This is a genomic window from Pseudomonas sp. (assembly GCF_026224925.1).
Lineage (GTDB): Bacteria > Pseudomonadota > Gammaproteobacteria > Pseudomonadales > Pseudomonadaceae > Aquipseudomonas.
Genome location: NZ_JAMFRV010000417.1, coordinates 1 through 3,562, shown reverse-complemented (window position 1 = coordinate 3,562; position 3,562 = coordinate 1). Strand labels below are relative to the sequence as shown.

Annotated in this window: 3 protein-coding genes; 1 reads left to right on the top strand and 2 read right to left on the bottom strand. The window is 57.8% G+C overall.

The features are described 5' to 3' along the window. Positions 1–317: PfkB family carbohydrate kinase (locus M0974_RS18010; RefSeq protein WP_297839641.1), on the top strand; the 317-nt coding region annotated here is incomplete at its 5' end. Positions 318–441: 124 nt separating this feature from the next. Here the strand turns inward: M0974_RS18010 and M0974_RS18005 are convergent. Together M0974_RS18005 and M0974_RS18000 are read right to left on the bottom strand one after the other, a co-directional pair. Then, on the bottom strand, positions 442–1,839 hold the full coding sequence (locus tag M0974_RS18005) for a sigma-54 dependent transcriptional regulator (RefSeq protein ID WP_297839638.1): 1,398 nt from the start codon (positions 1,837–1,839) through the stop codon (positions 442–444). Beyond that, positions 1,836–3,557, bottom strand: coding sequence for an ATP-binding protein (locus M0974_RS18000; RefSeq protein WP_297839643.1), 1,722 nt, complete (start codon positions 3,555–3,557; stop codon positions 1,836–1,838). The genes M0974_RS18005 and M0974_RS18000 overlap by 4 nt, the downstream gene beginning before the upstream one ends. Positions 3,558–3,562 lie beyond the last annotated feature (5 nt).

Below are 3,562 nucleotides of genomic sequence, written 5' to 3'. Positions count from 1 at the left end.
ATGACACCGGCGATGCGTTGCAGCACCTCACTGATCTGCTACCTGATGGCGCGTTGATCGTGGTGCGCGATGGACCGCAAGGGTGTTGGATCAGTCAGCATGGGCAAGCGCAGCATGTGCGCGGCTTCCCGGTGAAAGCAATCGACACCAACGGCGCGGGTGATGCGCATGCAGGTGTGTTGTTGGCGGCGTTGGCTCAGGGGTTAACTGCGGATCAAGCGGCGTTGCGCGCGAATGCTGCTGCCGCCATTGCGGTAACCCGCTGGGGCCCAGCGACCTCGCCGACGTCGGCAGAGGTTGATGCGTTGGTGGGGTGAGTGCACGCCAGCAAGTAAACTGCGCCGCTAGCTTCCCGAATGAATTCGGTCCCACAGATTTGAACGGTTCACTCTGTGGGACCGAATTCATTCGGGAAGCTTTGAAGCCACCCACAATCAACAGTCAGCGAACAATCTTGTCTACGTGGATTTCGAGCTTTTTCAGTCGATACCACAGGCTGCGCTCAGAAATCCCGATCAACTGCGCGGCGGCGGCCTGGACGCCGTTGGTTTCTTGCAATGCAGCCAATATGTACGCTTTTTCAACATCGGCCAAGGCTGCGTCGAGGTTCTCTGGAACCCCCACACCTTCAGTCAGAAATGAGCCGGCACTGTTATCCATAGGGCGGGCGCCGAACAGGTATGCGGGCAGGTCATTTTCTTCGATGATGTTGCTCGACGCGACGATGGTCGCGCGCTCTACGCAATTCTGTAGTTCACGAATATTGCCCGGCCACGGGTAGTTGGCCATCGCCTGCAGCGCATCCGCGCTGAACCCGGTAATGCGTTTTCCCGCCGTGGCGCCCAGCACATGGGCAAAATGCCGCGCCAAGGGCGCGATGTCTTCTGAGCGCTCACGCAGGGGAGGCAGCGGAATCGGGAACACGTTCAGGCGGTAGTAAAGGTCTTCGCGAAACTCTTTATTGGCCACTGCTTCCAGCAGATTTTTATTGGTCGCGGCAATCACTCGCACATCGACTTTGCGCTCGCGGGAATCGCCCACCGGCTCGATCACCCGCTCTTGCAAGGCGCGCAGTATTTTCGCTTGCAGGGCCAGCGGCATGTCACCGACTTCATCCAGGAACAGCGTGCCTCTATCTGCCTGCATAAAGCGCCCTACGCGATCAGACGTCGCGCCAGTAAACGCGCCTTTGCTATGACCGAACATCTCACTTTCGAGCAGCCCTTCGGGAATTGCTGCGCAGTTGACCGCGACAAACGGTTTGCCCGCGCGGTTACCGTGCTTGTGAATTGCACGCGCGACCATTTCTTTGCCGGTGCCGCTTTCGCCGGTCAACAGAATCGTGGCGTTGCTGTCGCGGACCGAGTCCACTGCTTGCAACACCCGACGGAACGCCGGGCTTTCGCCGATCAGGCTGTCGATCTGCTGATGCTGATCAAGTTCGGCGCGCAGGCGCTCGTTGTCGCGCAGGATGTCGCGAAACTGCAGGGCTTTGTTGACCGTGATGTCCAACTCGTCGATGTCGAACGGTTTGCTGATGTAATCGAAGGCCCCGTTGCGCATCGACTGCACGGCATTTTTCACCGTGCTGTAAGCGGTCATGACGATCACCGGCAGGCCGGGATAACGACTTTTTATTTCTGCCAACAACTGCGGACCGTCCATCCCCGGCATACGCCAATCGCTGATCACCAGATCAATCTCTTCGCGCTCAAGGACTGCCAAGGCATGCAGGCCGTTGCCGGCAGTGAACACTTGAATCTCACCTTGGCTCAGGGCGGACGCTAACAGGTCGCAGAGCTTGGGTTCGTCGTCGACCACCAGCACGTTATGGCTCATGCCAGGCCTCCGTCATGGGCAGGGAGGTACAGATTGAACGTTGCTCCAGTCCCCGCTTCGCTGATGCACTCAACCCGGCCGTCATGGCTCTCCATGATCGAAAACACCTTCGCCAGGCCCAATCCGGTACCGGATGCCTTGGTGGTCACAAAGGGATTAAAAATACGCTCGAGCATGTCGGGTTCAACGCCTTGGCCGCTGTCGGCAATGCTGATGATAGTAGTGTGTTGGTCGCAGGAGATGTCGATTGTGAGCGTCCCGCCGCCTGGCATGGCGTCGATCGCATTGAGCACCAGGTTCAGGCACGCCTGGGTTAGCTGTCGGGCATCCGCATAAATCATTGAGTTAGGATCGTGCTCGATGATTTCCGCTTCCACGTTATGCGTCGCCAGCTCCGGGGCGCAAAAGCCCAGCAGGTCTTCGAGCAGCGGCTTGGCCAGTTGGGTGGAGCGTATGGGCGCGCTGGGTTTGGCGAAGTCGAGAAATTCGGTAATCAGGTCGTTGATCCGCGTGACCTCGGAAATCACATACTCCAAGTGGCGCATGTCAGTTGCCGGCAGCGAAGCGCGACGGTGCAGCAACTGGGTCGCGGTCTTGATGATGCCCAATGGGTTCCGGATTTCATGGGCCAAGCCCATCGCCACTTCGCCCAATGCATGCAGGCGGTCGCGACGGCGCAGTTGAGCTTCAAGGTGTTGAAGCTCTTTCAGACGCTCTGTCATATGGTTGAACGTAGTGCTTAGCTCGGCAATTTCATCGCTGCCGACCACCTCAACCCGTTGCCGGTAATCGCCCTCTGTCACCGCCCTGACGCCTTCGGACAGCCGGCGCAGCGGCCTGGTCAGGCGCTGGGACATGATCCAGCCCACGCTTAATGACAGCGCTGAGCCGAGCAGCAGTATCGCCAGGAACAGGTTGGTCTGATTGACCAGTCCAACCAGCGTGCTATGGCGCAGCAGGCCGCTGAAAATGATGCCTTGCAACTCGCCGTTGTCGTTGAAGATCGGTGTGTACAGGCCGGAGTAAGCGCTGGTGGATTGTTCTGTGGGCTGTTTGGTGTCACGCAGGATCTGTTCGATGCGGTGCGGAACAACGGCCGGGTGGTTCATGAAGCGCTGGGTCGAGAAAATCTCGCTGAAACCGCCTGCGTCGTTCATGTACAAGCGCAGGTCGAGGGAGTGCACATCGGCCACGCTGGTGAGAAAGCTGCTGTCGAGATAGGTGCCGATCAGCAATTCATAATCAACGCCATCCTGTGTGGACTGGTACGTCGACACCACGACGCCGGCGAACACGCTGCCGTTATGGATGGTTTGCAGCACTGCGTTAGGGGCGAGGCTTATCTGGTCAATGATGTTGTCGGACGCCGTTGAAAACACCACTTTGTGGTCTTTTGAGCGAATCAAGGCGACCACGTCGATGCCTACGGCATTGGCGAGATCCGACGTTAATTTATTGTGCCGAGCCGACGAGGGCATTGACGGGCGTGTGTTCTGTAGAAATAACTGCGAAACCCTGGTGTTATCACGCTGTATTTCACTGATTTCGTCTTGAACGATCCGCGTGGATTCTTGCAACCAGACTCGAACGTTGCTTTCGAATATTTGTGACAAAGTGGTCGCAGCGAGTTCGGCGGCAATCATCGTCGGGATCACGCTGACCAGCCAGAACGCCAATACTAGCTTACGCTGCAGGCTCCAACGCGAGAGGGAGAACACTGTCT

Coding starts and splice junctions, on each gene's coding strand:
- M0974_RS18005 (WP_297839638.1), bottom strand. CDS start 1,839: ATGAGCCATAACGTGCTGGTGGTCGACGACGAACCCAAGCTCTGCGAC.